Source organism: Polaromonas aquatica (assembly GCF_050626995.1).
GTDB lineage: Bacteria > Pseudomonadota > Gammaproteobacteria > Burkholderiales > Burkholderiaceae_C > Polaromonas > Polaromonas aquatica_A.
This window is the reverse complement of the sequence record NZ_CP192467.1, coordinates 4,253,618-4,280,312: the sequence shown is the minus strand read 5'-3', so window position 1 is coordinate 4,280,312 and position 26,695 is coordinate 4,253,618. Positions and strand designations below refer to the sequence as shown.

The following is a 26,695-nucleotide window of genomic DNA, read 5'->3' as shown; positions in this document are numbered from 1 at the left end:
GGTCCTTTCCGGGTGGGTCCCCAAAAACTGAAGTCCTGAAAATCTACGCCCGCCGGGGCGCCCCATCTGTAGGACAAATGCTGGCAAATAAGGGCGAGAGGGGACCGGAGGAGGGGACGACGGGGAAGGGGAAGGCGGCGAAGAATCTGCCCTGCATGCATCGCCAAAGGGAACTTATCCCGCACCAAACGCCCGAACCCCTGGACAATTCATAATGCATCCAGAAAAAAAGAGGGCTCCCTGATGTTTTTGACGTATTTCGACGCCATGCCGCGCCGCGTGCTGGCGCTGATCGCTGTGGCCTGCGTGGCCATGCTGGCCTTTGGTCTGTATCTGCAGCATGTGGTCGGCCTGGAGCCTTGCCCGATGTGCATCGTGCAGCGGTATGCGCTGGTGCTGGTGGCGGTGGTGGCGGGCGTGACGGCCATTGCCAGAAGCCGTGGTCTGCTGATCGCCGGTTCTGGCCTGATGGTGTTGTTCTCGGGATTTGGCGCTTTTGTGGCGGCTCGCCAGAGTTTTTTGCAGTGGTATCCGCCTGAAATAGCGTCTTGCGGCCGCGACTTTTACGGAATGATCGAAACCTTTCCGCTCAAGCGCGCCATTCCCATGATCTTCAAAGGTAGCGGCGACTGCACCAAGATTGACTGGACCTTTCTGGGCCTGTCGATTGCGAACTGGTCTTTCCTGTGTTTTGTGGCAATCGCGGTTGTGGGCCTGTTGCTGATCGCCCGCCAGGCGCGCAAACGCTGAATCGACGCATCGCCCGTTTTGCATTGCATTGCCTCCGGGCCGCTCCGCAAGCGTGAGGCCGCAGCGACGCCATAAGCCCGGGCATGTAATTTTTCACCAGGAAAAGGGGATGGCGCCTACTGCGCGCCATGACTAGACTGAATATCCAGTCACCGGTTTTACCGGAAGGTCAGCTCATCAACATTGCCGCGCTGCGGCACAAGGATGGTTCCCATGGCAGCAAAAAGGCTCCTATCGCGCTTTGGCTTTCCGGTTCTGGCGACTGTCGGCGCCGTTGGCGGCGCCTATTACCTGGGAAACAAGCCGTTGATGCCGGTCAAGTTCTCGACGTGGAGAAACACGACGGATCCAACACAGCCAGAACACATGACCGTCAAATATGGGCGGGGTTCGTCGGGCCATTACGAAGATTTCCGGATGGGCAGCGGTCCACCCCGTACGGATTTGGCACCGTTTAGCGCCGTGAACAAGCTGACCGGCAAAGACGAGCCCAAGTCATACGCGAACCTGGCCTATGGCAGCCATACACCGACAGAGCACAGGGACCGTTTCCTGGCGCGTCCGGCCCCGGAAAGCGATGTCAAGAAGGGGCGGGATTACCGCTATGACTCCAAGGAAGCGATGCGCGCGAAGGTGTCGGTGTACGAGCTCTGGAAGCTCAAGCAGATGACGCGTGAACGCAAGCAAAACGGCGTGTTTCACCTGTTCGGTGAGGCTTCCGACCCCTACACGACGCGGTGCATGACGCACATTGAAACGCTGGCGAGTGTGCGTGGACAAAAGCTGTCTCCCGACAACCCTTCAAAGGTGGCGCACCAGTTTCATGAGCTCAACCCCTCCAGCACCGAGAAGCCCAAGCTGAAAACCTATTCGGTAGAAGGCGTTCAGCGCCCTGGCAATGTGCCGGTCGGCACCCCGGTCAAGAACCATCCCGGTACGCTGGACAAGGGTTATTGGAAGGCGGCCAGCGGGGGCGCCCACAACGTGGGCCGGCCACTTCCGCCCAAACCCCAGGCAACACGCGAATAAGGCGCTGCCCCCGGCGGCTTCCGGCGTGGTAATTCTCGACTGCGGTACTCCAGGTTTCATGTGGGTTGGCAGGGCATTAAATCGGCCATATACTGTACATAAATACAGTATATTCAGCTTGATCCGGACCATCTTTCATGCCCACCCTCACTGCAGCGCCCGGCGCTTCGCCGGACTTTGCCTATGCCTTGAATGCCCAGGTTTGGCGGGCTGGCGAGCTGGGCAGCGCGAGCTTGCAGACCCTCCCCACGGGCTATGTGGCGCTGGATACCGTCTTGCCTGGCGACGGTTGGCCGCAAGGAGCCTTGATCGAGATATTGCAGCCGCAAGCCGGCGTGCATGAGTGGGGCCTGGCGGCCCCGGCGCTGGCGGCCCTGCAGGTTGAGGCACCCGGTGGGCTCACCGTACTGGTGGGCGCGCCCTGGCTGCCTTTTGGCCCGGCGCTGGGCGCGCGCCAGCTCAATATGCAGCGATTGCTCAGCGTGCAGGGCAAGCTTGGTGACGCGCCATCACTGCTGTGGGCCACGCGCGAAGCGCTGCAATGCGCCGACGTGCACAGCGTGCTGGCCTGGCTACCGGATGCCCGCAGCGCCCATTTGCGCCGCCTGCAGATTGCCGCGCATGCGCACAACAAGCTGTTGTTTGTCTTTCGCCCGCCGCGGGCGCAGCAGGAGTCCTCGCCTGCGCCGCTGCGTTTGCTGGCCGAAGGCACGGTGAACGAGGCCGGCAACCTGTTGGTCCATGTGCTCAAGCGCCGCGGCCCGCCACTGGCTGCGCCGGTGCTGCTTGATACCCGGCCCGCGCGGCTGTCGGCGCTGCTGGCGGCCAGCCGCGAAAGGGCACGGCAAAAGCGGGAAGAGCTTGCACCCATCCTGCTGCCGTCGCTGGTGTCGCTGCCTGTTACCTCACCCCGGAGTCCCATCCATGCGTTGCTGGATCGCATTGCGCATCTCGATCACCACTGAGGCGGCGCAGCCCGCCCCGTCTTTGCTGGACGATGCCGCTTTGCAGCAGGTGGTGGCCAGCCTGGCGCTGGGCTTCACGCCGCGCGTGGCGCTGGTGGATGAAGCGGTGCTGATGGACGTGACGGGTAGCCTGCGCCTGTTTGGTGGGCTGGGGCGGCTGATGCAGTTGCTGGAGCAGGAAATTGAGCTGTTTTTTGCATCAAATCAGGTCGCACCCCTTGTTGAACGGGCGCAAGGCGCTACATCTTTGATAGCGTTAGGAAGGCTTCGGATGCAGCAAGGCCAAGCCGGCCCGGTGAAAAAACGCGTGGCCGACCTGCCCATGCACACACTGACGGCCGCACGTGCGCACCTGGGTGTGCTGGAGCGCATTGGCTGTCGCAACTGGGACGACCTCCTGCGCTTGCCGCGCGACGGCGTGGCCCGGCGTTTTGGCGCCGAGCTGCTGGCAGCACTGGACCGCGCCCGCGGCACCGTACCCGACGACTATGCGTGGCAGCTGCTGCCCGAGCACTTTGAGGAAAAGATTGAGCTCAACGCGCTGGTCACCCACGGGCCCGCGCTGATGGCCGGCGTTGAGCGCCTGCTGGTGCACCTGCACGCCTGGCTGCTGGGGCGGCAGAGCGGGCTGTGTGCCCTGAAAATCATCTGGCACCTGGACAAGCGCCGCGACGTGCCACCAACCGGCGAGCTTGAGATCCGCACGGCCCAGCCCGCGCAAGACCTCCGCCACGTGGCGCGCCTTATCTCCGAGCACCTGGCGCAGCAAAAGCTGCCGGCGCCGGTGCACAGCCTGACGCTGCAGTCGCTGGCCACCGAGCTGCTGGCCGATTCGGCGGCCGCCACCGGCAGCCTGTTGATGGAAGCGCGCCAGCAGGGCGACAGCGCGGTGGAGCTGATCGAGCGGCTCAGCGCACGCCTGGGTGATGCCAATGTGCAGGCCTGGCAGCCTTGTTACGACCACCGGCCCGAGCTGATGCAGCGCTGGGTGAGTGCCAGGATTGCTATTAAATCAATAGCTGGTAGCGCACAAAATGTAAGGGGTAGAGCCATAAAAGGCTTGAGAAAAAGCGCTTCCCAGGCTTTTCCGGAAGCCCGGGCTGAAGCCTTGTACCCGGCCTGGCTGCTGCCTGAGCCGCTGAAGTTGCAAGCCGAAAGCAACAGCCCGGTCTACCAGGGCAAGCTGACGCGCCTGGCCGGGCCGCAGAGGCTGGAGGCCGCCGAGTGGTTGCTGGCGGATCCCCATGTGGGCAGCACCGGGACGGGTCTGAGCGCAAAGCCGTGGGCGTTTCGCGACTACTTCATTTACCGCAGCGAGCAGGGCGGCCTGCTGTGGGTTTACAGCGAAAGGCTGGGTTCCGCCGCCCAGGCCGGCCGGCAGCGGACCTGGTATTTGCATGGCTTTTTCGCCTGAGGCCCGCATGCCTGCCTTTGCGCTTCCCGATTACGCTGAACTGCACGTGTTGAGCAACTTCAGCTTCCAGCGCGGCGCCTCGCATGCCGAGGAGCTGGCCGAGCGGGCTTTCCAGCTGGGCTACAAGGCCCTGGCCATCACCGACGAGTGCTCGGTGGCCGGGGTGGTCAGGGCGCATGAGGTGGCAAAGGACCTGGGCCTCAAGCTGCTGCCGGGGGCGGAATTTTTTGTGCAGGCAGCCGATGCTTTCAGGCTGGTGGTGTTGCCCCACAACGCCACGGGCTGGGGCAACCTGTGCGAGTTCATCACCGAAGCGCGCAAGGCCGGCGACGTGATCGAAAAAGGGAGCTACCGCGTCGCGCTGGGCGAAACGGATTTCTCCCGGCTGGGCGATTGCGAAATTTTGCTCGCGCCCCTGCATGAAGCAGGTGCGGATGCTATCAATACAGAAGCGCTTTGCGCCCATTGCACCTGGGCTACAAGCCTTTTTGGCCTCCATGCCTGGCTGGCGGTGGAACTGCTGCAGGGCCTGGACGACGCGCTGCGCCTGCAGCAGCTGCAAGAGGTGGCGCAGCGTACCGGCATCAGGCTGGTGGCGGCGGGCCATGTGCTGATGCATAAGCGCTCACGCAAGCCGCTGCACGACGTGATGACCGCCATCAAGCTGGGCAAGCCGGTGCATGAATGCGGCTTTGCGCTGCAGCCGAATGCCGAAGCACATTTGCGGCCGCGCATGCGCCTGGCCGAGATTTACCCCGCCGGTTTGTTGCGCGCCACGCTGGAGGTGGCGGCGCGCTGTACCTTCAGCCTCGACGAGATTCGCAACCTGTACCGCTACCCGCAGGAAGACATGGTGCCGGCGGCCGAAACGCCTTCACGGTGGCTGCGTCGGTTGACCTGGCAGGGCGCCCATACACGTTATCCGCATCACATACCGCACAAGATCCGGCGGCAGCTGGGTTTCGAGCTGGCGCTGATCGAAGAGCTTCAATATGAGATGTTCTTCATCACCGTGCACGACATCGTGCGGTTTGCGAGAGACAAGAAAATTCTTTGCCAGGGACGCGGCTCGGCGGCCAATTCGGCGGTGTGCTTCTGCCTGGGCGTCACAGCCATCAACCCGGCGGAAAGCAAACTGCTGTTTGAACGTTTCATCAGCCGTGAGCGCCGTGAGCCGCCCGACATCGACGTGGACTTCGAACACGAGCGGCGCGAGGAGGTCATCCAGTACATCTACGGCAAATACGGGCATGACCGCGCCGCCATTGCCGCCACCGTCATCAGTTACCGGCCGCGCAGCGCGATACGCGATGTCGGCAAGGTGCTGGCGATGGAGCCTGAACTGATCGACCAGTTCGCCAAAGAGCATTTCTGGTTCGACGGCAGCGAGGTGCTGGAAGAAAAGCTCAGGCAGGCGGGGCTGGCGGGCAGGGAAGGGCCGGTGCTGCAGTGGCTGGACCTGTCGGCGCAGCTCATCGGCTTTCCGCGCCACCTGAGCCAGCATGTGGGCGGCTTTGTGCTGACGCAGGGCAAACTCACGCGGCTGGTGCCGGTGCAGCCGGCCTCAATGGAAGACCGCCGCATCATCCAGTGGGACAAGGACGACCTGGAAGCCATGGGCCTGCTCAAGGTCGATGTGCTGGCGCTGGGCATGCTGTCGGCCATACGGCGCTGCCTGGCGCTGGTGAACCAGACGCGCGGCAGCGAGCTGGAGATGCACCAGGTCAAGCCGGACGACAAGACCTACGACATGATCTGCGAAGCCGACACGGTGGGGGTGTTCCAGATCGAGAGCCGCGCGCAAATGTCCATGCTGCCGCGCCTGCAGCCGCGCAGCTACTACGACCTGGTTGTCGAGGTCGCCATCGTGCGGCCGGGGCCCATTCAGGGCGGCATGGTGCACCCTTACCTGAAGAACCGCGAAATCCTGAGGAATGGCGGCGAGATCAAGCCTGAATACCCGGCGCTGAACCCGGCCCTGGAGCGCACGCTGGGCATTCCCATCTTCCAGGAGCAGGTGATGCAGATCGCCATGATCGCCGCCGACTTCACGCCGGGCGAGGCCGACGACCTGCGCCGCTCCATGGCGGCCTGGAAACGCAAGGGCGGGGTAGACCGCTTTCATGGCCGCCTGGTCAACGCCATGGTCAAGAACGGCTACACCCTTGAATTCGCCGAACGCATCTTCAGCCAGATCCTGGGTTTCGGCGACTACGGTTTTCCCGAAAGCCACGCCGCCAGTTTTGCCAAGCTGGTGTATGTGAGCTGCTGGCTCAAGTGCCATGAGCCGGCTTGCTTTCTCGCGGCGATGGTCAATTCGCAGCCCATGGGCTTTTACACACCGTCCCAGCTGGTGCAGGACGCCGTGCGCCACAAGGTGGAGGTACGCCCGGTAGACGTGATGCACAGTGAATGGGACTGCACGCTGGAACCACCGGGTGTTTTACCTCAAGGCGCTCAGCCGGCGGTGCGCCTGGGCCTGCGCCTGGTGGCTGGCTTGCGCAAGGAAGCCGCATTAAGGCTGGTGGAGGCGCGGGCGCATGCGCCTTTCACTTCAACCGAAGACCTGGTGTCGCGCGCCCAGCTGGGCACACTGGAAATCAACGCGCTGGCCGCCGCCGACGCCTTGCTGCCGCTGGCCGGCCACCGGCGCCAACAGGTCTGGGAGGCTTCGGCCATCAAACTGGCGCCGCGCCTGCTCAAATCGGTACCCACGCACGAAACACCGCTGGCCTTGCCCGACACGCCCGAGGGCGAAAACATCCTGTTCGATTACCGGGCCACCGGCCTCACGCTGCGGCGCCACCCGGTGGCCTTGCTGCGGGAACGGCTGGCACGCAAGGGCTTGCTGAGTGCCAGTGAACTCAACGCATTGCCCGACGGCGAGGAGGTGGCCGGTTGCGGCATCGTCACCGTGCGCCAGCAGCCGCAAACCGCCAAGGGCACCATCTTCGTCACGCTGGAGGACGAAACCGGGCCGGTCAATGTGATCATCTGGAAATCACTGCGCGAGGCGCAGCGTAGCGAGGTGCTGCACGCCCGGCTGCTGGCGGTGTACGGCACCTGGCAGCGCAGTGAAGAGCAGCGCAGCGAAGGAAACGGCGGCGCCAAGAGCTATGGCGCGGTGCGCAACCTGGTAGCGCACCGGCTGGAAGACCTCACGCCGCTGCTGGGGCGGCTGGGCACGTCGAGCCGTGACTTTCATTGAGGATGCCGGGTCGTTCGCCGGGCCTGCTGGGTACATCCTCCGCTGCGTGCCCGTTAAATCCCCGAAGGAAAAGTCTCGGGCACTTCGCCTCTGTGCCAAAGCGCGCCACGGTCCAGCGGCTCCAGCGCATGCGTCTCGTCGATGTGGATCATTGCGTCAAACTGCCGTTCCAGACGCGTATGGAAGTAGTGGCTCTGGCGTTCGGTTTCCGGCTGGTAAATGACACCGATGGCACGCTGCAGGCGCGGCGGTGCTGCCCACGCCGTCAGTTCGGCGTTGTTGCGCAGGGGCAGCAGAAAGTGGCTGCTGCCGGTCCGGTGGAAGAGGTCTTCCCAGCTGCCCGGCAGGCCGTCGCGCACCCGTTTTTGCTGTGGTGACTCGCCCCAGTCCGATGCCGCTGTCACCGAGCCGTGGTGCGTGCTGAAGCCCACCAGCATGGCTTCAAGGGGGTAGCGTTCGCGCATGAGCTGGCCAAGATTCCATTCGCCGCGTTCGCCCATTTCGGTGGCGCTGGCATCGCCCAGATGCGAGTTATGTGCCCAGACCGCGATGCGTGGCGGTGCGCCGGTTTCTGCAAGGTGGCGGTCCAGCGCCTGCAATGTCTCGGCCATATGGCTATCCCGAAGGTTCCACGATTGCACGCGTCCGTGGAACATGGTGCGGTAGTAGGCTTCGGCGTTGCGTACCAGCCGGGCGTTTTGCTGTGCGTAAAAAGCCTGGTCCCGCTCCAGTCCGCGCACCGTCGACATCTGGCCGGCTCGCTGGTTCATGTCGAGCAGCTGTTGCACCACCGCGTCCTCGCAACTTGGCGCAAGATCGAAACTGGCGGCATAGCCGTAAGCCTGTCCGTCTTCAGCGGCATGGTCGAAGCAGGCATAGCGCGCTCTTGCGCGCTTTGCCGCCGCGGGGTCTTCGCGGTCCAGGTAAACCAGCACCTCCTGGATCGAGGTGAACAGGCTGTACAGGTCCATGCCGTAAAAGCCTACCTGGCGCTGCGCCGTCAGCCCGGTGTTGTAGTCGCGCAGCCATTCGACAAAATCACGCACCACCGTGTTGCGCCACATCCATGCGGGGAAACGTTCAAAGCCTGACAGCGCTGCGTCGGCATTGGCATCGTCGGAAAGGCCGCGAACATAGCGGTTCACGCGCCAGGCATCGGGCCAGTCGGCTTCAGCCGCAATGGCGGTATAGCCTTTTTCCAGGATCAGGCGGCGCGTGATGTCGCAGCGCTCCTGGTAAAACTCCCGGGTACCGTGCGAAGCTTCGCCCAGCAGGGCAAAGCGTGCGCCACCCATCAGGCGCAGCAGTTTGTCGTGGTGCTGTGTACTGCTGCCCGCGGATTCCAGGTGGCTGCGCAAGCCTTCGAGCACGGTTTTGCTGGCGGAGTGATTGGACATGAAGGCCGGCATGGCAGTTCCTCACGCGGTGGTTTGCAGTACTGCGCGCTCCCGCCGCGCATCGTCAAGCAGCTTGCGCACTTCGTCGTCCGTTGCCTGGGGGAAGTGCTGGTACCACAGGCTCACTGCGCGGAAAGGTTCGGGCCGCGCCAGGCAGACGACTTCCGTGGCCTGGTCTTCCAGCCCGCGGCATGCCTCTGCAGAGCCGACCGGCACAGCCACCACCAGCTGAAGTGGGCGCTGCTGCCGGATAGCCAGCGCCGCTGCGCGCATCGTGGCGCCGGTGGCCAGCCCATCGTCCACCACAATGACTGTTCGCCCTGCAATGCTGATGGACGGCCGTTCGTTGCGGTAGAGCTGTTCCCGGCGTACCAGTTCGGCTTCTTCCCGGGCGACCACCGCCGCCACGGCCTGCGGCTCCAGGGTAACGCCCGGCAGCGGGTCCATCACCCGCACGCCGCCGCTGGCGATGGCCCCCATGGCGTACTCCTCGTGCCCAGGATAGCCCAGCTTGCGCACCACAAAGATGTCCAGCGGCGCCTCCAGTTCACGGGCCACCTCGCGGCCCACCGCCACGCCGCCGCGCGGCAAAGCCAGCACAAGCAGGCCGGGTCGTCCACGGTAAGACGCCAGGGCGTCTGCCAGAAGGCGTCCTGCATGGGCCCGGTCGTGAAAAGGCAGCGAGAAGTCCGTCATGCGGTGTACTCCAGGCGGTTGGCACGTAAAGCTGCCTGCCCGGGCATCTGGCCAGAGGTGTTGCGGCCCAGGCGTGCGGCAAACCACGCGGCAGACAGGTCGGCGACTTGTTCCAGCGCACCGTGCTCGGCAAACAGGTGGGTGGCGTCCGGCACCATGGTGAGCTGCTTTTCGCAACGCAGCCGCTGAAAAGCCTTGCGGTTGATGTCCACCACGCCGTGGTCCTCCCCGCCGACGATCAGGAGGGTCGGTGCGGTGACAGCTGCCAACGCGACGGGTCCCGCCAGGTCGACACAACCGCCGCGTGACACCAGGGCAGCGACACGCGGGCCAAGGCGTGCTGCGGCTATCACCGCAGCCGCGCTGCCAGTGCTGGCACCAAAATAACCGGTGAGCGCATGCTGCAGCATGGGTTGTGACGCTGCCCACAGCGTGGTGTCCTGCAGCCGCTTTGTCAGCAGTGCGATGTCGAAGCGATGCTGGCGGGTGTCGAAGTCGAGCTTTTGCTCCTGTACCGTCAACAGGTCAAACAGCAAGGTCGCCATGCCTTCCTGCTGCAGCCTTGCGGCGACGAGGCGGTTGCGCGCACTGTGGCGGTCACTGCCGCTGCCGTGCACGAATAGCACCAGACCGGCGAAGCCTGTGGGCGTGGCGAGGTCGCCGCACAGCCAGCCCCCGTCGCAGGGAATTCGGACCTCCTGCTGGAGGGGGGAATGCGTAGACGGGGAGGGAGGCGCTGGGGTGTGGTGGCTTGTCATGAAAATCTCCAGACAAGCCTCCTAGGCTAAAAAGGCGGGCGTGACCGCCTTGTCAGAACGCGCCCATTCCCTTGTAGGAATGCAGCAGCTTGGGTGCCGCGCTGACGGCTGGTTATTTCAGTCGGTAGGGTGAAAAGCCCGTTTTAGCGCGTCGTCGGTTTGTTGCTGTAGCGCCTGCATCAGCGAATGGGCATCCCGGTGCCTGAGCAGCGGTGCGGCCTGGCCGGACCAGAGCGACATCAAGTCTGTTCTGCCTTGGGCAATGGCAGCCGGTTTCAGCTGGCCTGTCAGCCAGTTCTGGACCGGGTAGGGCGCAATACCTCCCTCATGCGCCTTCAACTCGTTCATGAAGCGGTTTTCAATGCCGCGCGCCAGTCGCCCGCTGAAGGCGCGGGTGAGGGCGGTGTATCGGGTGTCGGGGCTGAACAACTTCTGGCGATGGATGTCGCTGGCGGATGATTCAACGCATGCCAGGAAAGCCGTGCCGATCTGCACACCCTGGGCGCCCAACGCCAGGGCAGCCGCAATGCCACGCCCGTCCGCAATGCCGCCTGCGGCAATGACCGGTGCCTTGATCGCATCGACCACCTGGGGGATCAGCGCCAGCGTGCCGGTGAGCGAGTTTTCGGGTGGACGCAGAAAAGACACGCGGTGCCCGCCGGCCTCAAAGCCGGTGGCCACCACCATGTCGACACCGGCGCTGTCGAGTGCCATTGCTTCTTCGGGCGTTGTGGCGGCGCCCACGGTCAGGATATCGAGCGCCTTGCATTGACGCAAGATTTCCGGCGACGGAATGCCGAACACAAAGCTGAACACAGCGGGCCGGGCCGCCAGCAGGCCTTGCACCTGGTCCTCGTAGCGCGGGCTGAAACGCTCGGGCCGGGTCGGCAAGGGTTCACCGAGCTCCTTGAAGTAGGGCGCGAGCAGCGCCAGGTGCTGCTCGAACTGCGGGTCTGTGAGTGGCGGATCCTCACTGTCCTCATGCGGCACCCACAGGTTCAATGCGAAAGGCCGTTTTGTCTTCAGGCGTATGGCCTGCGCCGTCTGCTCAATTTGCGCACCCGTCAGGTGATGCACGCCAAAGGAGCCCAGCCCGCCGTTTTCGCTGACCGCGGCGGTCAGCGCCACCGAAGAAAGCCCGCCCCCGAAGGGGCCTTGCACGATCGGCACCGTCAAGCCCAACCTTTGGGTCAGGGCCGTGGTCTTCCAGCGGCTCATGCCAGCAGTCCTTCGGCCTTCAGCGCCTCACGCACGGCGGGCCGGCCGGCTACACGCGCCAGGAAGTCCTGCAGGTGCTTCAGGTCTGCCAGGTCCAGCGACACGTATTTGGCCCAGCCGGTTACCGCAAACAGGTAGGCATCGGCCACGGTGAAGGATTTGCCAAGCAAATAGTCTCTGGATTGAAGCTGGGCGTTGACCCACTCGTATTTCTTGCGCAGAACGCCGGCCAGGATTTTCTTGGCGTTGCTGTCCAGGTCCGGGTTGAACAATGGTGTGAAGGTTTTGTGGAGCTCCGAGGTGATGTAGTTCTGCCACTCCATCACGCGGTAGCGGTCCATGCTGCCGGCGGCCGGGAGCAGGTCGGTACGGCCTGCCTTGTCGGCAAGGTATTGCGCAATGATGGGGCCTTCGGTCAGGCGTTCGCTGTTTTCAAGCTCCAACACGGGCACCGCACCCTTGGAATTGATGGCGTAGTAGTCTGCGCCGCCTGCGGTGGTGTGGCTGGCCGTGTCGACCTTTTCAAGCTTGAACGCCTGCCGGGTTTCCTTCAGAACGATATGGGGAGCCAGTGAGCAGGCGCCAGGAGAAAAAAACAGTTTCATGAGTTCCTTGAACAAAGTTGAGTTGTGAAGGCCTCATGCTATTGATGATGTTTGGTGAGATAAATGCAGGATGATTAACTTCATAAGTTACATGGCGTAATAGATAATCCACAGAAAATCAAACCATGAGCCGTCAATTCGATGATCTTCAGCTGGGAAGCATTGAGCTGTTTTGCCTTGCGGCAGAGCTCAGCAGCTTCACGGCCGCGGCAAGCACTGCCGGCCTTACGCCCGCTGCCGTAAGCCGCTCGGTGTCGCGCCTGGAGGAAAGGCTGGGCGTGCGGCTTTTCACACGCACAACGCGACAAATCCGGCTGACTGAAGCCGGCCGCGCTTACTTTGAGCAGGCGCGGCAGGCCCTGGGGCAACTGGTGGAGGCCGAACGTGAAGCTACCGGCCAGCAATTGGTGCCCGCCGGCGTGCTGCGCATCAGCCTGCCAACGCCTTACGGGCATTACCGTGTGCTGCCGCTGCTGCCGGCGTTTCGCGCCCTTTATCCCGCAGTGCAGGTCGAGGTCAACCTGAGCAACCGCAATGTCAACTTTGCCGACGAGGGCTATGACCTGGCCATACGCGGGCGTGCACAACCCGACTCCGGCCTGGTCGCGCGCAAGCTTGAAGATGCTGCCTTGGTGGTGGTGGGGGCGCCCTCGTATCTGCAGCAGGCGGGAACGCCAGCGTCGCTGGAGGCTTTGCAGCAGCATGACTGCATCCAGTTTTTGTTGCCCAGCAGCGGGCAGAAAATTCCGTGGCTGTTCAGCCAGGCAGGCAAGGATCTGGAAGTGGCTACCAGCGGTGGGTATTGCTGCTCGGAAGACCTGCTGGGCGGGGTGACGCTGGCCCGGCATGGCGCAGGCCTGCTGCAGACTTACCGTTTTATCGTCGAGGAAGACTTGCGCCTGGGCCGGCTGCAAGAGGTGTTGCAGCCCTTTGCGGGGCGGTCCAGGCCGTTTTCAGTGCTGTACCCGCACGGGCGGCATGTGCCGTTGCGGGTGCGCCTGTTCATCGACTTCCTGCTTGAAAAACTCAAGCAGTAAATGTAGGCCCCGGACTAAGGTGAGCCTGGCCGCCTGGCCGCCTGGCCGCCTGGTCGGAACGCCCGCATCCCCTTGTCAGAATGCAGCGGCCTGCAAAAAAATGCTCCCGCTACGGTGCCTCTCTGCTGACGTTATTAGCGGCTTCGCGCTTCGTCAGTTTCTGCGGTGCTCTGTTGCACGGCCATCTCCAGCAGCTTGCTGTAGTTTTCCAGCTTTTTGTACAGCAGGCGCACTTCCAGCGCGTTGTGGATGCGCGTCTTGACTTCGATCAGGTCAAACGGTTTGCTGATGAAATCCTTGGCGCCGGCCTGTAGCGCACGCAGCTTGTGGGCCGGCTCCGCGGTTAACACGATGACCGAAAGGTATTTGTCCTGCTTGTCTTCCTTGAGCGCCTCCATCACCTGGAAGCCGTCCATGCCGGGCATTTTCAGGTCGAGCAGGATCAGGTCGTAGCGGTGCTTCGCGTGCAGCGCGGCCACCTCAAGCGGATTGGTGGTGGAGCTGACCTGGGTATAGCCGGTGCCTGCCAGCAACTGCTCGAGCAGCTGCACATTGACGGGCTGGTCGTCCACCACCAGGATGGTGGCATGAAGGATGTCGAATTCGGTGTTCATGGCGTAACTCCTTTGGCCGCAGCCCCGTCTTTTTTGATTTTTGCCAGCTTGAACATCAGGTCCAGGGTTTCCATGAACTCGTTGATCTTGATGGGCTTGGTGAGATAGCGAAAGAAGCCTGCCTGCAGGCCTTTTTCAATGTCGCGAGGCATGGCGTTGGCACTGAGCGCCACCACGGGGATATGCCGCGTCAGCGGGTCTTCCGACAGGATTTTCATGGCCGTGATGCCACTGATGCCAGGAAGGTTGATGTCCATCAGGACGAAGTCCGGAAGCGAGGCCCGGGCAATTGCAATGCCGCTGATGCCGTCGCGCGCGGACAGCAGGCGGAAGTCCGCGCGCCTGGCGATCAGGTCTTCCACCAACATCAGGTTGGCGGGGTTGTCCTCGACGTAGAGCACGGTGCATGTTTGCGGGTCCGCAGGCTCGTGCACCGCAGGTCCCAGCGCAAGATTGAGCAACTCCGGGGAAAACTTCTGTTCCGTGGTGACGTCCAGTTCGATCCAGAACATGCTGCCTTTGCCAACCGCGCTCTCCACGCCGATGGCCCCGCCCATCAGCTCAACCAGCCGCTTGGTCATGACCAGGCCGATGCCCGTGCCTTGTTCGCTGCTTGCTTCCTGCCCGAGGCGGTTAAAAGGCTGGAACAGCTGGGCTATTTTCTCGGGAACCAGGCCTTCGCCTGTGTCTTCGACGCAAATGCGGACGCGCCCGGGAGCTTTGTCGATGCACTTGAGCGTCACCTTGCCGTGCTCGATGTTGTATTTGATGGCGTTGGACAGCAGGTTGATCAGCACCTGCTTGAGGCGCGTGCGGTCGACGTTGACAAAAACGGGCGAGACCAGCTCCTGGAAGCTCACGGTGATGCCGCGCTTTTCAGCCTGAGACTCAATCATGGTCTCGCATTCGCGCATGACTTCGGCCAGCGATACCGGTTCCAGCGACAGCGACAGTTTGCCGGATTCGATCAGGGCCAGGTCCAGGATTTCGTTGATGAGGTCCAGCAGGTACCAGCCGGCCTGCAGGATCTGGTCGACGCTGCGCTTTTGCGACGGCGTGGGCTCGGGAACGCCGGATTCGATCAGCTGGGCAAAGCCGAGGATGGCGCTGAGCGGTGTGCGCAGCTCATGGCTCATGCTGGAGAGGAAATCCGATTTAGCGAGGTTGGCTTTCTCAGCCACCGCCATGGCTTCCTTAAGCGCGATTTCAACCTGCTTGCGCACCGAGTTGTCGGTGCCGATCAGCAAGTAGCCGATGATGGTGCCGAAATCGTCGCGCAGCGCGGTGATCGATACGATGGCCGGGAAGCGACTGCCATCCTTGCAGATGTAGGTGAGCTCGTAAATGTCTTCGATCCCGCGAGAAGCCTTGAATGCGAGTGCCTCGAAGCCCGGCGTGATGGTGGTGGCGAGCTCCATGCTCAGTGCCTGCGCGCGCGCCATCACCTCCTGCGGGTCGTGGATGTCGCTGGGGTTGATCTTGTTGACGACTTCGGCCGCCATATAACCCAGCATGCGTTCAGCGCCGACGTTAAAGAGCTGGATGATGCCCTTTTCGTCGGTGGCGATGATCGAGAAGTTTTCGCTGGTGAGAATGGCGGTTTGCAGCGCGCCGGTTTTTAGTAGCGCCTCCTGGCGCTTGACTTCGATGCCGTCGGCTTTGGCGAGCGCATCAAGGGCGCTCAGGCTGGGAAGGGGTGACATGGGCCATGTTCCTGTGAAAGTAACGACGGATCGTGCTGGGTGGCGCCGCTGGGAGCGGCGTATCTACGATCCTGGCCGGGGAGATGCGTGAAGCCTTGGGGAAAGGCTGCCTCAGTTTACAGGACTAAGCTGGAATGTCCATGCGCCATGGCGGCGGGACGAAGCCGCCCGGATGCATTGAGCACCATGGTGCCCATGTTGCCTTCAGAAGCTGTTCAGTTGTGGGCGCGGCGATAAAACGCCAGCGAACCCGCCAGTGCCAGCAGGGCGCCACCACAGGCGCGGTCTATCCAGCGCGTGGCCGAGGCTTTGAGCAGCCGTATCGCCTTTGCACCGATAAAGGCATAAGCAAACATGACGGAAAAATCGATGCCCGCGAATACCAGCGCGATGGCAATGTACTGCGGCGCCTGCGCCCCTGCGGGGTCGATGAACTGGGGCAGCAAGGCCGAGCAGAAGAGATAACCCTTGGGGTTGGTCACCGCCACCAGGAAAGACTTCGTGAAGATCGCGCGGCCGCCATGCTGCGTGCCGGCTAGGCCTTCCGCAGGAACCTCGAATCCGCCGCGCGAGCGCAGCAGGCGAATGCCCAGCCAGGCAAGGTAAACCGCGCCGGCCCACTTGAGCACCGAGAACCAGAACTCGGAAGCCGCCAGCAGCGCGCCCAGGCCCAGCGCGACTGCACCCACCAGCACGAAATCGGACACTACCGCGCCCAGCATGCCGGGCACGGATCGACGCACGCCGTAGCGCGAGCCATTGGCCAGCGCCAGCAGTACGGTAGGGCCGGGCGTGGCAATGGCCACCAGTGCAACGATGGAAAAAAGCAGCAGGGTGGTGGTGTTCATGCGGCGGCTCCGCAACCCTGGGGCTTGAAGACACGCTCTTTTGACGGTGGATATTTGGCCAGCATGTCAGCCGGGCGGCGCGGCCGTACGGTGAATTCACCGCCGCAATTGGGGCAGACGCCCTTGAGCTTGGTGTTGGCGCAGTCGGCGCAGAACGTGCATTCGAAGGTGCAGATGCGTGCGTCAGGCGACTCGGCAGGAAGGTCGCGGTTGCAGCATTCGCAGTTGGGGCGGAGCTGGAGCATGGTGGTCGTTCCCTGTTGAAATGAACGGCCATTATGGCGAAAGACCTGCCCGGCTGCTATCGGCTAACAGAGGCGCAGGGATCACGGCCACCACGCATGCCAAGGCCACACGGGTGCGCACAGGCAGCGCCGGTGTGAACAGCGTGGCAAAGGCGCTGCTGAAAGCACCAGCGACTTGGGGTGGTGGGGTTGGTGGCCAGCCCGGAGAGAAAAAGGCGTCCCTGCTGGCGGTCTGTCAGCTCAGCTTTTTGACCAACACCTGGCTCTTGCGGTCCCAGTTGTATTTTCGCTTGCGGGCTTCGGGCAGCCATTCCGGGTCTACCTGGGCAAAGCCGCGTTTGATGAACCAGTGCATGGTGCGCGTGGTCAGCACAAAAATGCTTTGCAAGCCGGCGGCGCGGGCGCGTTGCTCGATGCGTTTGAGGATTTTCTCGCCATCGCCCTGGCCCTGGCTTTGCGGCGAGACGGTCAGTGCGGCCATTTCACCGGTCTTGGCTTCGGGGTAGGGATAGAGCGCCGCGCAGGCAAAAATCACGCCGTCGTGTTCGATGATGCTGTAGTTGTCGGCGTCGCGCTCGATTTCGGTACGGCTGCGTTTGACGAGGGTGCCGTCATTTTCAAACGGCTCGATCAGCTGCAGGATGCCGCCCACGTCGTCGCCCGTAGCCTCGCGGAGTTCCTCGAGCTTTTCATCAATCACCATGGTGCCTATACCGTCGTGCACATAGATTTCCAGCAGCAGCGAGCCATCCACCGCAAACGGCAGGATGTGGCTGCGTTCCACGCCGGCTTTGCAGGCCTTGACGCAGTGCTGCAGGTAAAACGCGGTGTCGGTAGGGCGTTCCCCGTTGGGCAGGGTGGCCAGCAGTTTTTCGGCGGCGGCAAGCGGCAGCTCGGTGTCAATCGGGTTGTCTTCGCTTTCGGGCTGGTCGTGGTGGATGCGTATGCCGGGAATCTCGCTCAGGAAGATCAGCTTGTCGGCCTGCATGGCAATGGCCACCGAGGTGGCGACTTCCTCCATGGTCAGGTTGAAAGCTTCGCCGGTGGGGGAAAAGCCGAAGGGCGAAAGCAGCACCATGGCGCCGAAGTCCAGGACCCGGCCAATGGCGGCGGTGTCGACCTTGCGTACCAGGCCTGAATGCTTGAAATCCACGCCGTCCAGGATGCCGACCGGCCGCGCGGTGATGAAGTTGCCGGAAATCACCCGCACCGTGGAACCGGCCATGGGTGTGTTAGGAAGGCCCTGGCTGAACGCGGCTTCGATCTCGTAACGCAATTGGCCGGCGGCCTCCTGGGCGCTGTCGAGCGCGACTTCGTCGGTGATGCGCATGCCGTGCGAATACTTGGCGGCATGGCCCTTGGCCTTGAGCTGCTCGTTGACCTGCGGGCGAAAACCGTGCACCAGGACGATCTTCACACCCATGCTCTGGATCAGGGCCAGGTCCTGTGCAATGTGCTGGAGCTTGCCGGCCGCAATCGCTTCGCCGGCGATCCCTACTACAAATGTTTTGCCGCGGTGGGTGTGGATGTAGGGCGCGACAGAACGGAACCAGGGCACAAAAGTGAAATTGAAGACGGCAGACATGGGCACGCTTTCGGGATCGGTTGTGGCAGAAGCAGGCGACCGGGGAGGGCGCGGGAGGAGGCAAACCGGCCTCTTTGGGCGCTGTTTCCCCGGTAAAGGGAAAAGTCCAGTGAGTGTAAGGGAGACACCGCCGGCCCGAGGGATGAAAACGCGGCCCTGATGGGCGTGTGCCTCCTGCCGGCGTACTCCATTTGAGGGTTTGCGTAATGAGGGGCGGCAGAGTATGGTTCGGGTTCATGGACAAATACGCGATCGGGTTTTGGGGCTGCTATTTCGGATCAGCCAGCCTGATGCTGGCCGGTTCGGCGTTTGCCTATATCCGGTCCCTGCGGCGCATTGCGGTCAACGCGGCGGTCTCGGCAATCGCCTCGACTTTTTTTGTGGTGGCCTTTCTGGGTGGTTTGCCGATCGAGAGCCCTGATGTTCTGGACCGTTTCCTGGCCCATGTGGCCAGTGTGGTGTCCGCGCTGTTGGCTTACCTGCTGTTTTCCATCCTGGGCATCCTGCGCAGTCCAGACTCGGCAAAGCGCGCCTTGACCTGGCTGGCGAGCCTGGCGTTGTTGAATATCGCAATTGGCTGGGCAGTGAGCCCGCGCGACGCCCTGGCGCTGAGCCTGGCGGTGGCGTGTTTTCTGGGCCTCGTCGCGATGGGGCTCAGCCTTCGCAGCGCCATCCGGGGGGATCGTCTTGCCTGGGTGGCTGTCTCGGGCGTGTCTTTCATGCTGGTGGCGATTGCCGGGTTGAGCTGGGTGGCGCTGGACCGTGCCCATGTGCCGTGGCAAGTGCATGCGGCCACGGCCGTCGCCGGTACGTGTTATCTCGCCACCATGGCGGCTGTGCTGTGGACCCGTTATTCCTACCTGATCGAGCTGAACCGTGCCATGGCGCACGGCCCCAGTTACGACCCGGTCACGCGCATGCGCTCCCACAGCGAGACCGGCAACATGCTCGAGGCTGCTTTCAGGCGTTACCGCGATGAGCCTGTGCCGCTGGGCGTGATTGTGGTGTCGGTGGCCAATCTTTATGTGCTTGAAAAACTTTATGGCCATGCGGCCGCCAACCATGCACTGTTTGTATGTGCGGGCCGGTTGCGCCGCACCGTAGACGCGCAGGTGGACATGGGTCGCCTGGAAGAGAACGGTTTCTTGCTGCTGATGCGCAATTGCCATGACAGCGGCCAGTTGATCCACCTGGCGCGAAGGGTCCAGGCCGCCCTGGCGCGGTCGGTGATACTCAACACCACACTGGAGGGCGACCTGGTAGGGAACCAGCAGACGCGCTGGGCTGCTGAAGTCGGCCTTGGCGTGCTCAGGGTTTCCAAATCTGATGCACGCGCCTCATCAGCGGTGAGCATCGGACGGGGTATGTCACGCACGGCGCTGAGTTACCCGAGCCGCATTGCGTGGTTTGACGAGACCAGCGGGGAACCCGTCGACTTGCCCGTGCTGGCGGCCTGATCACAGCTCCGTAACCCTGACTGGCCCGAGGCGGGCTGGAACACCCGATAATTGAGCGCTTTGTGGCACGCTGCCGCTTTTCCTCCTGCCTTCTTCTGCTTCTTCTTCGCTTCCACCCCTTGTCTTCCCTAGCCATCACTTTTCCGGAGTCGTTGCCCGTTTCGGGCAAGCGCGACGAAATCACCGCCGCCATGGCGGCCCACCAGGTCATCATCGTCTGCGGAGAGACCGGCTCGGGCAAGACCACCCAATTGCCGAAGATCGCCTTGGCCATGGGCCGCGGCAAACTCAATTACCCCGCGGGCCAAGGCCGGCTGATCGGCCACACCCAGCCGCGCCGCATCGCCGCCTCCAGCGTGGCCAAGCGCATTGCCGAAGAGCTGAAGACGCCGCTCGGTGATGTGGTGGGCTACAAGGTGCGCTTCCAGGACCGGCTCTCGCGCGATGCTTCCGTCAAGCTGATGACGGACGGCATTTTGCTGGCCGAGACGCAGACCGACCCGTTGCTCAAGGCCTATGACACCATCATCATTGACGAGGCCCATGAGCGCAGCCTGAACATCGACTTCTTGCTGGGCTATTTGCGCCAGTTGCTGCCGCGCCGGCCCGACCTCAAGGTGGTCATCACTTCGGCGACGATCGATGCGCAGCGCTTTGCCGACTACTTTGCCTCGGCCAAGGGGCCGGCACCCGTGATCATGGTCTCGGGCCGCATGTTCCCCGTCGAGCAGCGCTACCGCCCATTTGAAGAGTCGCGCGAGCATGACCTCAATGACGCGATTGCCGATGCGGTCGACGAACTCTGGCTGAGCCCGCACAGCGCGGGCGACATCCTGGTGTTTTTGCCCGGCGAGCGCGAGATACGCGAGGCGGCCGATCATTTGCGCAAACACCTGGCGCACCAGCCGTTGACGCGCAATGCGGAGGTGCTGCCGCTGTTTGCGCGCCTCAGCCAAGCCGAGCAGGACAGAATCTTTGACGGCCACAGCGGCCGGCGCATCGTGCTGGCTACCAACGTGGCCGAAACCTCGCTGACCGTGCCCGGCATACGCTATGTGATCGATGCGGGCACTGCACGCGTGAAGCGCTACAGCTTTCGCAACAAGGTCGAACAGCTCATGGTGGAGCCGGTGTCGCAGGCTGCGGCCAACCAGCGCGCCGGCCGTTGCGGCCGGGTGGCTGACGGCATCTGCATACGCCTGTATGACGAGAAAGACTTTCAGGGCCGGCAGCCATTTACTGACCCTGAGATCTTGCGCAGCTCGCTGGCGTCGGTGATTTTGCGCATGAAGGCGCTGCACCTGGGTAATGTGGAAGAGTTTGCCTTCATCGAGCCGCCGCAGCGCCGCGCGATTGCCGACGGCTACCAGTTGCTGGCTGAACTGGGTGCGGTGGATGAGGACAACGAGCTCACCGGCGTCGGCCGGACGCTGGCCAAGCTGCCGCTGGACCCGCGCGTGGGCCGCATGATCCTGGAGGCCAAGGACCGCAATGCGCTCGACGAGGTGCTGGTGATTGCCAGCGCGCTCAGCGTGCAGGATGTGCGCGACCGGCCCATGGACAAACAGGCGCAGGCCGACCAGCAGCACGCCAAGTTTGACGACGAAAAGAGCGAGTTCAGCGGTTACCTGAAGCTGTGGAAATGGCTGGGCGACGCACGTGGCGGACATGGGATTGACCACAAGCTCTCGAATCGCCAATATGAAAACCTGCTGCGCGAGAACTACGTCAATATCCGCCGCGTGCGCGAGTGGCGCGACATACATTCGCAGCTGCACACCGTGGTCGGCGAGCAAAAATGGGTGCTCAACGATAAACCGGCGAGCTACGAACAACTGCATTTGTCGATGCTCTGCGGCCTGCTCGGCAACATCGGCTGCAAGAGCGACGAGGAGGACTGGTACCTCGGTGCGCGGGGGATCAAGTTTTACCGCCACCCCGGCGCGCGCCTGAGCAAGAAGCCGGGCCGCTGGATCGTGGTGGCAGAACTGGTGGAAACCACGCGCCTGTTTGGCCGCGGCATCGCCAACATTGACCCGGCCTGGATAGAACAGGTGGCCGGCCATTTGCTCAGCAAACAATTGCTGGACCCGCACTGGGAGAAAAAAGCCGCGCAGGTCACGGCGCTGGAGCGCGCCACGCTGTACGGGCTGGTGGTGTACAACGGGCGGCGTGTCAACTTTGGCCGCGTCGACCCGGTGACGGCGCGCGAGATTTTCATCCGCGAAGCACTGGTCGCCGGCAACTGGGACACCAAACTGCCTTTCCTTGCGGCCAACCTGAAGCTGATCCAGCAGGTGCAGGACCTGGAACACAAGGCCAGGCGCCAGGATGTGCTGGTGGACGAGGAACTCATCTACGCCTTCTACGACCAGCAACTTCCGGCCGACATACACAGCGGTGCGAGTTGCGAGCATTGGTACAAAGAGGAAGTTAAAAAACAGCCGCAGCTTCTGCTGCTGACGCGTGAAGAACTGATGCGGCATGAGGCGGCAGGCATCACCACGCAATCGTTTCCCAAGACATTACGAATGGGTGGGGTGGACTGCATGGTGACCTATCTACACGAGCCTGGCGATGCGCGGGATGGGGTTACGGTGGACGTGCCGTTGTTCGCACTTAATCAGGTCAATGAAGAGCGTTGCGAGTGGCTGGTGCCCGGCGTGCTTAAGGACAAGGTGCAAGCGCTGATCAAGACCCTGCATCAGCGCCCGCGCTCGCGCCTGGTGCCGTTGCCCGACACTGCAGCCCGCATGACGGAGCAATTGCTGCAGCCCGAAGTCTTCGGCAGCGGCTCGCTGACGGATGCGGTGCTCAAGCTGGTGCGCGACGCAACTTCGCTGGACGTCAAGCGCAACGACATGAAGCTGGACATGCTGCCGCCGCACCTGTTCATGAACTTCCGCGTGGTGGATGAGCATGGCCGCCAGTTGGGAGCAGGCCGCAACCTCGGTGCGCTTAAGGGTGATCTCGGTTCGCAGGCGCGCGGGGCCTTCCAGGCACTGGCGGGACTCAAAAACCTGGCAAAAGCACCCCAATCTGGGGCCGAAAATGCAGCGTCTACCGCAAATTCAGTATCAAATCAGCCTCCAGTCCAGGCGGGACGGGCGCAAGCCGCTCCTGAAAAGATAGCGCCCAAAGCGCCGGAGCGTTACACCAGCTGGAGCTTTGGCGAGTTGCCGGAGCTGATGGAGATCCGCAAGGGTAACCAGACGCTGATCGGGTTCCCGGCGCTGATTGACCTGGGCGATGCGGTGACGATCGAGGTGTTTGACGAACCCGACGCGGCGGCGGCCAAACACCGCGCCGGCTTGCGCCGGCTGTTTGCCTTGCAGATCAAGGATGCGCTGAAGTACCTGGAAAAGAATCTGCCGGAGCTCCAGAAGATGGCCACCAGCTACATGCTGGTGGGCCGGGCCGCTGACAACTCCGGCGGTGGCACGCTGGAAGAGCTGCGCGAACAGATCATTGAGGTCGCGCTGGACCGCGCCTTTTTGCTGGACCCGTTACCGACCGATGAAGCCGAATTCAAAAAACGCATCGACGACGGGCGAGGGCGCCTGACGCTGATCGCCAGTGAGGTGGCCCGGCTGGCGGCCGGCATCCTGACAGAGTTCGCCCTGGCCCAGCGCAAGATCAAGGACACCAAAAATGCCGCCGAAGCTTCGGCGGATGCTGCCCAGCAGCTGCAGCGCCTGATTCCCAAGCGCTTTCTGACGGCCACGCCTTATGCGCAGCTGCAGCACTTCGCACGCTACCTCAAGGCCATCACGCTGCGGCTGGAAAAGTGGCGCGCTGACCCTGCACGCGATGCTGCACGGCTTGCCGAACTGCGGCCTCAGGAGCAGCGCTACTGGCGGCTGGTGGCAGAGCGAAAGGGTGCGGTAGATGCCCGCATGCAGGAATTCCGCTGGTTGCTGGAGGAGCTTCGCGTGAGTTTTTTTGCCCAGGAGCTGCGCACCCCCCAGCCAGTCAGCATCAAAAGGCTGGAAAAGGTCTGGGCTCAACTCAATAGTTGAGCCCAGCCTTTCAGCGAAGGCTAACAACTATCGAAGGTTTGTTATACCGTAGCTAAAAAGCATGGCAGCAACTGAATAGTTGAATTTGGAACTGCCTACCGCATAAAAAAATGGCCTTGCAACGCGAGGCCATTTTTCCTAGGGAGATCCTTGACTAGATGCGTCCCATCAGCAGCAGGATGACCAGGATCAGCACCACGAGGCCGATACCACCACTGGGCCCGTAGCCCCAGCTGCGACTGTGGCCCCATGTAGGCAGGGCGCCGATCAGGATAAGGATCAAGACAATCAGCAGGATGAGCGAAATGGACATTTGGAAGCACTCCTAGTTATTGATGTGCACTGATTCTTGCCCGGCACCGGGGGCGGGCAAGCAGGAGGAGGGCCTGTCCACCCGTCGGCAAGCACTGACAGCCTGCGCCTACAGGTTTACAACTTGGCCAGGCGTTGAAGCGCCGTGTTCAGCGTCTCATCTTTTTTGGCAAAGCAGAATCGCACCACACGCTGGTCAAAGCTGTTGCCGTAAAACGCCGAAAGCGGAATGGCGGCAACGCCGATCTCGGTAGTGAGCCATTTGCAGAAGGCCGCTTCATCCAGGTCACTGACTTCGGAAATGTCCACGCACTGAAAGTAGCTGCCCTCACTGGGCAGCAGCTTGAAGCGGGTTTTTGCCAGCCCGTCGCGAAACAGGTCACGCTTGCGTTGGTAAAAGGCTGGCAGGTCCAGGTAGGGTTGTGCGTCCGCCATATACGCAGCCAGCCCGTATTGCACGGGGGTATTCACCGTGAAGACATTGAACTGGTGCACCTTGCGGAATTCGGCGGTGAGCGCTGCGGGTGCGGCTACGTAGCCGACTTTCCAGCCGGTGACGTGGTAAGTCTTGCCGAAGCTGCTGACGATGAACGCACGCGCGGCAAGGCCCGGAAAACGCGCGGCGCTTTGGTGGGCGCGTCCCTGGGCCGCATCGAACACCATGTGCTCGTAGACTTCATCGCTGATCAGCAGTACGTCGGTGGGCGCCAGGATTTCCTGAAGCGTGAGCATGTCGGCCTCGGTCCACACCGTGGCGCTCGGGTTGTGGGGCGAGTTAACGATGATCGCCCGCGTCCTGGATGTGATCGCCGCAGAAATTTTGTCGAAGTCGGGTCGGAAAGTGCCCGGCGTCAGGGGGACGCGCACCACCACCCCTCCGGCCAGTTCGATGTTGGGCACATAGCTGTCGTAGCAGGGCTCCAGCACGATGACTTCGTCGCCGGGGTGGACGACCGCCAGGATGGCCGTGATGATCGCCTGCGTGGCACCCGCGGTGATGGTGATTTCACTGTTGGCGTCGTAGCGGTGGCCATACAAGCCGGCCACTTTGGCCGAGATGGCCTCGCGCAGTACGGGCACGCCCGTCATGGGCGGGTACTGGTTCAAGCCCTTGGTCATGGCGTCCGTGACAGCATTGACCAGCTGCGGGTCGCACTCAAAATCAGGAAAGCCCTGGCCCAGGTTGACGGCGCCTTTTTCGGCGGCCAGGGTGGACATCACCGTAAAGATCGTGGTGCCGACAGCAGGCAGCTTGGTTTTGAGCTTGGGGGTGCGTTCAAGGATGGTAGTCATAGCAAAGGCTAGCTGGGGTAATTCTTGTTCAAGTGGCCAACGCGGAACCGGCTTCGCCGGGCCGCAGGTGGCGCTCCCTCGAGGGGGAGGCGGGCGAAGCCCGCCATGGGGGGGAGTCAAACCTCATAGTCGTTCACGCGGCCAGCCATGGCTTTGGTGATCAGGACGCGGTCCAGCTTGTCGCTGAGCAGCTCGGCGAATTTATACACAAAGTTGCGCAGGTAGGCGCTGCGTTTGAAGGCTACGCGCGCCACGTTAATGCCGAACAGCGGGCCGGCCGGGATGGCGATCAGGTCGCTGTTGGTGCCGTCTTCCTTGATGGCCATTTCGGCGACGATGCCCACGCCAAGGCCCAGGCGCACATAGGTTTTGATCACGTCGGAGTCAATCGCCTCTAGTGCGATGCGTGGCTGCAGCCGCTTGGCAGCAAACGCCAGGTCAATCTTGGTACGGCCGGTGAAAGACGGGTGGTAGGTGATCAGCGGTTCTTCTGCCAGGTCTTCGAGCGTGATGTTGTCTTTTTTGGCCAGTGGATGATCGACAGGAATCACCAGCATGTGCTGCCATTCATAGCAGGGCAGGGTCACCAGGTCTTCATACTGCGTCAACGACTCGGTAGCGATACCGATCTCAGCCACTTCATCAAGCACCATGCGGGCGACCTGGTCGGGCGAACCCTGGTGCAGGCTGACATTGACCTTGGGGAAGGCTTCGCGCAGCTTGGCAACGGGCTGCGGCAGCACATAACGGGCTTGCGTGTGGGTGGTAGCAATGGACAGCGTGCCGCTGTCTTGCGCCGAGAACTGCTCGCCGATGCGCCGCAGGTTGCCGACTTCGCGCATGATGAGTTCAATGCTTTTGAGGACATGCTCCCCGGGCTCTGTCACGCGCTTGAGGCGTTTGCCATGGCGCGCGAAGATTTCAACACCCAGTTCCTCCTCAAGCTCGATGATGGCCTTGGATACGCCAGGCTGCGAGGTATGCAGGGCCTTGGCAGTCTCAGTCAGGTTCAGGTTGCGCCGGATGGCTTCCTGCACAAAGCGGAATTGGTGGAGGTTCATATCAAATTCAGGCTAATTATTGATTTTATTATGCCTGTTTTACGCTAAAGACGCGCCCGAATGGAACGCCATTCCGCGTAGCCCGGAAGATCAGGAGAGCGCAATGTTGGCCATGAGAGCCGTCAATTCGCCGTACTCCCCAGCGGTCGGCAAAAGTTCAACCTGTATGTCCGGATGGCTTGTCCGGATTTGCCCGACGAGCAGCGGCAGATCTTCCCGCGCGTGCTTGCCTACCCCAAAGAAAATCGGAAATACCCTAATTTGACGGGCGCCCATAGCTATCAAATCCGTAGCAGCGTCTGGCAGTGACGGCGCGCACAACTCCAGATAGGCGCAAACGACAGCCGCGCCGGGCTCGAGTGAACGAATCTGCGCGGCGACGGCTTCAATCGGTCCGCGCCATTGCGGATCGCGTGAACCATGAGCAAGCAGAATGATGCCGCGAGTTGCGCGGATTGGGGGTTCCATCACAGGCCGCTTT

The 26,695-nt window shown here is 62.4% G+C and carries 22 protein-coding genes; 8 read left to right on the top strand and 14 right to left on the bottom strand.

The features are described 5' to 3' along the window. Positions 1-243 precede the first annotated feature (243 nt). From ACQ4MS_RS20370 to ACQ4MS_RS20350, 5 genes are all read left to right on the top strand, one after another. Positions 244-750, top strand: coding sequence for a disulfide bond formation protein B (locus ACQ4MS_RS20370; protein ID WP_431096532.1), 507 nt, complete (start codon positions 244-246; stop codon positions 748-750). 213 nt (positions 751-963) lie between these two features. Then, positions 964-1,779: a hypothetical protein gene (locus ACQ4MS_RS20365; protein ID WP_431096530.1), complete on the top strand. Its 816-nt coding sequence runs from the start codon at positions 964-966 to the stop codon at positions 1,777-1,779. 137 nt (positions 1,780-1,916) lie between these two features. Further along, positions 1,917-2,744 carry a translesion DNA synthesis-associated protein ImuA gene (gene imuA, locus ACQ4MS_RS20360; protein ID WP_431096529.1) on the top strand — a complete coding sequence of 276 codons (828 nt, stop codon included), beginning with the start codon at positions 1,917-1,919 and terminating at the stop codon, positions 2,742-2,744. Further along, the gene (locus ACQ4MS_RS20355) at positions 2,704-4,158 is read left to right on the top strand and encodes a Y-family DNA polymerase (RefSeq protein ID WP_431096528.1); all 1,455 of its coding nucleotides are present in this window, start codon (positions 2,704-2,706) and stop codon (positions 4,156-4,158) included. The genes imuA and ACQ4MS_RS20355 overlap by 41 nt, the downstream gene beginning before the upstream one ends. Continuing rightward, entirely contained in the window at positions 4,142-7,366 is a 3,225-nt protein-coding gene (locus ACQ4MS_RS20350; RefSeq protein WP_431096526.1) for an error-prone DNA polymerase, read from the top strand. Before ACQ4MS_RS20355 ends, ACQ4MS_RS20350 begins: the two co-directional genes overlap by 17 nt. Positions 7,367-7,419: 53 nt before the next feature. Here the strand turns inward: ACQ4MS_RS20350 and ACQ4MS_RS20345 are convergent, their stop codons facing one another. The 5 genes from ACQ4MS_RS20345 to gstA form a co-directional block, all read right to left on the bottom strand. Then, the gene (locus ACQ4MS_RS20345) at positions 7,420-8,763 is read right to left on the bottom strand and encodes an erythromycin esterase family protein (RefSeq protein ID WP_431096524.1); all 1,344 of its coding nucleotides are present in this window, start codon (positions 8,761-8,763) and stop codon (positions 7,420-7,422) included. A gap of 21 nt (positions 8,764-8,784) precedes the next feature. Then, a complete protein-coding gene (locus tag ACQ4MS_RS20340; protein WP_431096522.1) occupies positions 8,785-9,459 on the bottom strand; it encodes a phosphoribosyltransferase in 675 nt (224 codons plus the stop codon). Next, the gene (locus ACQ4MS_RS20335) at positions 9,456-10,217 is read right to left on the bottom strand and encodes a dienelactone hydrolase family protein (protein WP_431096520.1); all 762 of its coding nucleotides are present in this window, start codon (positions 10,215-10,217) and stop codon (positions 9,456-9,458) included. The genes ACQ4MS_RS20340 and ACQ4MS_RS20335 overlap by 4 nt, the downstream gene beginning before the upstream one ends. Before the next feature lie 117 nt (positions 10,218-10,334). Beyond that, positions 10,335-11,435 (bottom strand): NAD(P)H-dependent flavin oxidoreductase, encoded by a 1,101-nt coding sequence (locus ACQ4MS_RS20330; RefSeq protein ID WP_431096518.1) that lies wholly within the window; start codon positions 11,433-11,435, stop codon positions 10,335-10,337. Beyond that, on the bottom strand, positions 11,432-12,040 hold the full coding sequence (gene gstA, locus ACQ4MS_RS20325) for a glutathione transferase GstA (RefSeq protein WP_431096516.1): 609 nt from the start codon (positions 12,038-12,040) through the stop codon (positions 11,432-11,434). Before gstA ends, ACQ4MS_RS20330 begins: the two co-directional genes overlap by 4 nt. A 125-nt stretch (positions 12,041-12,165) precedes the next feature. Here gstA and ACQ4MS_RS20320 point away from each other — a divergent pair, with 125 nt between their 5' ends. After that, positions 12,166-13,077 carry a LysR family transcriptional regulator gene (locus tag ACQ4MS_RS20320; RefSeq protein WP_431096514.1) on the top strand — a complete coding sequence of 304 codons (912 nt, stop codon included), beginning with the start codon at positions 12,166-12,168 and terminating at the stop codon, positions 13,075-13,077. A 134-nt stretch (positions 13,078-13,211) separates the two neighbouring features. Here ACQ4MS_RS20320 and ACQ4MS_RS20315 read toward each other — a convergent pair whose 3' ends face one another. From ACQ4MS_RS20315 to argA, 5 genes are all read right to left on the bottom strand, one after another. After that, positions 13,212-13,691 carry a response regulator gene (locus ACQ4MS_RS20315; protein WP_431096512.1) on the bottom strand — a complete coding sequence of 160 codons (480 nt, stop codon included), beginning with the start codon at positions 13,689-13,691 and terminating at the stop codon, positions 13,212-13,214. Continuing rightward, a complete protein-coding gene (locus tag ACQ4MS_RS20310; protein WP_431096510.1) occupies positions 13,688-15,394 on the bottom strand; it encodes a PAS domain-containing hybrid sensor histidine kinase/response regulator in 1,707 nt (568 codons plus the stop codon). The genes ACQ4MS_RS20315 and ACQ4MS_RS20310 overlap by 4 nt, the downstream gene beginning before the upstream one ends. Before the next feature lie 215 nt (positions 15,395-15,609). After that, on the bottom strand, positions 15,610-16,242 hold the full coding sequence (locus ACQ4MS_RS20305) for a LysE family translocator (RefSeq protein WP_431096508.1): 633 nt from the start codon (positions 16,240-16,242) through the stop codon (positions 15,610-15,612). Then, entirely contained in the window at positions 16,239-16,487 is a 249-nt protein-coding gene (locus ACQ4MS_RS20300) for a DUF1272 domain-containing protein (protein ID WP_431096506.1), read from the bottom strand. Before ACQ4MS_RS20300 ends, ACQ4MS_RS20305 begins: the two co-directional genes overlap by 4 nt. Before the next feature lie 235 nt (positions 16,488-16,722). Beyond that, positions 16,723-18,072, bottom strand: a complete 1,350-nt coding sequence (gene argA, locus ACQ4MS_RS20295) for an amino-acid N-acetyltransferase (protein WP_431096504.1) — start codon at positions 18,070-18,072, stop codon at positions 16,723-16,725. 236 nt (positions 18,073-18,308) lie between these two features. Between argA and ACQ4MS_RS20290 the strand changes: the two genes are divergently transcribed. Further along, positions 18,309-19,529, top strand: a complete 1,221-nt coding sequence (locus ACQ4MS_RS20290; RefSeq protein WP_431096502.1) for a diguanylate cyclase domain-containing protein — start codon at positions 18,309-18,311, stop codon at positions 19,527-19,529. Between the two features lie 119 nt (positions 19,530-19,648). Further along, entirely contained in the window at positions 19,649-23,548 is a 3,900-nt protein-coding gene (gene hrpA, locus ACQ4MS_RS20285) for an ATP-dependent RNA helicase HrpA (RefSeq protein ID WP_431096500.1), read from the top strand. 154 nt (positions 23,549-23,702) lie between these two features. Here the strand turns inward: hrpA and ACQ4MS_RS20280 are convergent, their stop codons facing one another. From ACQ4MS_RS20280 to ACQ4MS_RS20265, 4 genes are all read right to left on the bottom strand, one after another. Next, on the bottom strand, positions 23,703-23,861 hold the full coding sequence (locus ACQ4MS_RS20280; protein WP_431096498.1) for a DUF3309 family protein: 159 nt from the start codon (positions 23,859-23,861) through the stop codon (positions 23,703-23,705). A gap of 116 nt (positions 23,862-23,977) precedes the next feature. Further along, positions 23,978-25,153 (bottom strand): pyridoxal phosphate-dependent aminotransferase, encoded by a 1,176-nt coding sequence (locus tag ACQ4MS_RS20275; RefSeq protein ID WP_431096497.1) that lies wholly within the window; start codon positions 25,151-25,153, stop codon positions 23,978-23,980. 116 nt (positions 25,154-25,269) lie between these two features. Further along, positions 25,270-26,214 (bottom strand): CysB family HTH-type transcriptional regulator, encoded by a 945-nt coding sequence (locus tag ACQ4MS_RS20270; protein ID WP_431096496.1) that lies wholly within the window; start codon positions 26,212-26,214, stop codon positions 25,270-25,272. A gap of 90 nt (positions 26,215-26,304) precedes the next feature. Continuing rightward, the gene (locus ACQ4MS_RS20265) at positions 26,305-26,682 is read right to left on the bottom strand and encodes a sirohydrochlorin chelatase (protein WP_431096495.1); all 378 of its coding nucleotides are present in this window, start codon (positions 26,680-26,682) and stop codon (positions 26,305-26,307) included. Positions 26,683-26,695 lie beyond the last annotated feature (13 nt).